Below are 3,255 nucleotides of genomic sequence, written 5' to 3'. Positions count from 1 at the left end.
GGGAGAGTAGGACACCGCCGGACTAACATTAAAAAAGGACCCAGGTCGGTCGAGAACCCAGAGTTCTCCCGACCTGGGTCCTTTTTCTCATGTCCGCCTTCGCCAAGTGATAGCAAAGGTCCCTTGCTCCCCGCAGCGTCGTCAGCAGCTGCGCCGGCCGACCGCGCGCCGGCGCACAGGCGATGAGAAGACCAGCGAAGTCGTCGTCTCCCCATAGCGCTGCATCCGCTCTACGAGTTCCTCCAACTCCGCGGTGTTCCGGCAGACGACTCGCACCATCCAGCACTCGTCACCCGTGACGTGATCGGCGTCGAGGACCTGGGGAAGCGGGAGGATGGTTTCGCGGAAGCGCGCCGTGTCCAAACTCCGCACCTTCGCCCGGACCATCGCCTCGATCGGTAATCCGAGCTTCGCCACGTCGACGTTGGCCGAGTATCCCGTGATGATCCCCTTCTCCTCGAGCCGACGAACCCGCTCGGTCACCGCGGGCGCGGACAACGACACGCGCCGTCCGAGCTCCGAGAAAGTCAGGCGGCCGTCGGACTGGAGCAGTTCGAGTAGCTGCCAGTCGAGATCGTCGAGGTTCACAGAACTCCAGGTTGTTCGTCGTGCCCACCAGGAAACTCCAGGCTAGCCGCCGACAACGCCTGGATCTTCCGATGTCGTGGATGATCACTGGTCAGCAGGATTGAGACATGACGACCGAACCCCGCGTACTCATGTTTCCGGCCTTGGCCAGCGCGACCGCGGCCGCGCACCTGCGCGCCGAGCTCGCTCTCGAAGTCGACCCGGATGACCTGGTCCGAGACCTCACCTCCGGTGCTCGGCAGGGGTACGTGATCGTCGAGACCCGGGCACCTGAAGCCTTCGCGTCGGCCCGCATCCCGGGCGCCATCAATCTCCCGTATCGGGAGATGACGCCCGAGTCGGTCCGCGGGCTGGACCGCGAACTCGTCTACGTCTGCTACTGCGAAAGCATCCACTGCAACGCCGCGACGAAGGGCGCACTGAAACTCGCGGAGTTCGGCTTCAAGGTCAAGCGCCTGTCCGGCGGCATCACCGCCTGGCAAGCAGCTGGCTATCCCGTCGACCGGGACGCCTCGATCCCCGCTATCACCTCGACGCCCCCTCCCCACTGCGCCTGCTGACCAAGAAGCAGGGGACCTTTGCTACCGCCACCCCGAGCGATAGCAAAGGTCCCCTGCTCTCCCGGCGGTCGTAGGCTGGAGACGTGACCGCTCCCAAGTTGCTCGTCATCCAGCCGGATGCATCGGACCCGATCGGCCCTCTCGGTGACTGGCTCGCCGAGGCGGGAGCCGAACTCGACGTCCGGTTGCTGCCCGATCAGACGCTCCCCTTCGATCTTGATGGATATGCCGGCGTCGTATGCCTCGGCGGTGGGATGGGCGCCAACGACGACGGCGATCATCCGTGGCTTTCAGACGTGCGGAAGCTTCTTTCGAAGGCCGCGGGTGCGCGCATCCCGACGCTCGCGATTTGCCTCGGCGGCCAGCTCTTGGCGGTGGCGTTGGGCGGCAGCGTCGCTACGGGTGACCAAGGGCCTGAGGTCGGCCCCGGCCTTGTGTCCAAGAAGGACGCTGCCTGGACCGACCCGCTTTTCGCGGACTTACCGCTCATGCAGGACGTCCTGCAGTTTCACAACGACGCGATCACCCGGCTGCCCGCAGGAGCGGAGCTTCTCGCCTCCTCGCCGCGGTACGCCTACCAGGCCTTCCGATTCGACCGTTGTGCCTACGGTGTCCAGTTCCATATCGAGACGACGCCGGAGGTGGTCCTCGACTGGGCGCGGCAGTCGCCGGAAATGGCAGAACTCACCCGGCCGGACGCACTGACCCCGGAAAACCTCGCTCGGGTGCATGCCGACATCACCGAAACCTGGCGGCCGTTCGCCCATCGCTTCGTCCGTCTGGTGTCCGGCGACCTCGCCCCGGCTGCGGACCGTCAACGTACATTGCCGATGGCTTAACGACGTATGTCTCAAATACGTATGGGTTATTAACACTCGGGTCTTGCCGTCAGGTACCTTGCGAAGGGAATTTCGAAGGGTTCGGAGGTCGGGGTGGAGCCCTCAGTCTTGGTCGTGCTCGTCGTCGTCACGGCCCTAATTTTCGATTTCACGAACGGGTTCCACGACACGGCCAACTCGATGGCGACGTCGATCGCCACCGGGGCGTTGCGTCCCAAGGTCGCGGTGACGATCTCCGCGGTCCTGAACCTGGTCGGAGCCTTCCTGTCGGTCGAGGTGGCCAAGACCATCTCGAATGGACTCGTCGACGACTCCAAGATCGGACCGGCGATCGTGTTCGGCGGCTTGGTCGGGGCGATCATATGGAACCTGATCACCTGGTTCGTCGGACTGCCGTCCAGTTCGTCCCATGCGCTGTTCGGCGGGCTGATCGGCGCCACGTGGGTATCGGCCGGAACGGACTCCGTCCATTTCGGAAAGATCGTCGAGAAGGTGCTGGTCCCAGCGGCGCTCTCACCGGTCTTGGCCGGCCTCTTCGCGATGATCGTGACGTACTTCGTCTACCGGATCTTCGTTCGCCGAGGCCGTACCGCCGGCTTCCGCGTCGGCCAGATCATCTCGGCCTCGCTGGTCTCCCTCGCCCACGGCACGAACGACGCGCAGAAGACGATGGGCGTCATCACGCTGACGATGATCACCGCCGGAACCCTCCCCGCCGGGGCTGGGCCGCCGCTCTGGGTGATCGTCAGCGCGGCGCTGGCGCTCGCACTCGGTACGTACCTGGGTGGCTGGCGAATCACCTTCACGCTGGGTAAAGGCCTTACGGACATCGATGGCCCGCAGGGCTTCGCCGCGCAGACCAGCTCGGCGGCGGTCATTCTCGCCTCGACCAATTTCGGCTTTCCGCTTTCGACGACCCACGTCTGCTCCGGCGGCATCGTCGGTTCCGGGGTGGGCAGGAACGAATCACCGGTTCGCTGGCGCACAGCCGGCCGCATGGTGACCGCCTGGTTGTTCACACTTCCCGCCGCTGCAATCGTCGGCGCCGCGGCCGGTCTCGTGACCTCGACGGGCACAGTGGGCACGATCGCCGTCGGTGTCGCGGGCCTGGCGATCGGCATCGGGATCTACCTCCTTTCACGGCGGAGCCCGGTCAACGCGGGCAGCTTCGCCACCCCCGCCCCGACCGTCCCTGAACAGGAAGTCGGCAAGATCGCCGCCTAGGAGAGCAAGGGACCTTTGCTACCGCCTTGACGCGGTAGCAAAGG

At 65.2% G+C, this 3,255-nt stretch carries 4 protein-coding genes; 3 read left to right on the top strand and 1 reads right to left on the bottom strand.

Annotated features, from left to right (window positions below):
- Positions 1 to 141: 141 nt before the first annotated feature.
- Complete coding sequence (locus ACFVM3_RS41825; RefSeq protein ID WP_378445468.1) at positions 142 to 588, bottom strand: Lrp/AsnC family transcriptional regulator; 447 nt, start codon at positions 586 to 588, stop codon at positions 142 to 144.
- A gap of 107 nt (positions 589 to 695) precedes the next feature.
- Here ACFVM3_RS41825 and ACFVM3_RS41820 point away from each other — a divergent pair, with 107 nt between their 5' ends.
- The 3 genes from ACFVM3_RS41820 (at position 696) to ACFVM3_RS41810 (ending at position 3,211) form a co-directional block, all read left to right on the top strand.
- The gene (locus ACFVM3_RS41820) at positions 696 to 1,148 is read left to right on the top strand and encodes a rhodanese-like domain-containing protein (RefSeq protein WP_378445466.1); all 453 of its coding nucleotides are present in this window, start codon (positions 696 to 698) and stop codon (positions 1,146 to 1,148) included.
- 83 nt (positions 1,149 to 1,231) lie between these two features.
- Positions 1,232 to 1,987 carry a type 1 glutamine amidotransferase gene (locus tag ACFVM3_RS41815; protein ID WP_378445464.1) on the top strand — a complete coding sequence of 252 codons (756 nt, stop codon included), beginning with the start codon at positions 1,232 to 1,234 and terminating at the stop codon, positions 1,985 to 1,987.
- A 93-nt stretch (positions 1,988 to 2,080) separates the two neighbouring features.
- Positions 2,081 to 3,211, top strand: a complete 1,131-nt coding sequence (locus tag ACFVM3_RS41810) for an anion permease (RefSeq protein ID WP_378445462.1) — start codon at positions 2,081 to 2,083, stop codon at positions 3,209 to 3,211.
- The last annotated feature ends 44 nt before the right edge of the window (positions 3,212 to 3,255 follow it).

It is taken from the genome of Amycolatopsis sp. NPDC057786, assembly GCF_042797905.1.
Lineage (GTDB): Bacteria > Actinomycetota > Actinomycetes > Mycobacteriales > Pseudonocardiaceae > Amycolatopsis.
The sequence above is the reverse complement of the archived record's forward strand: the minus strand, read 5'-3'. Positions and strand labels throughout refer to the sequence as shown.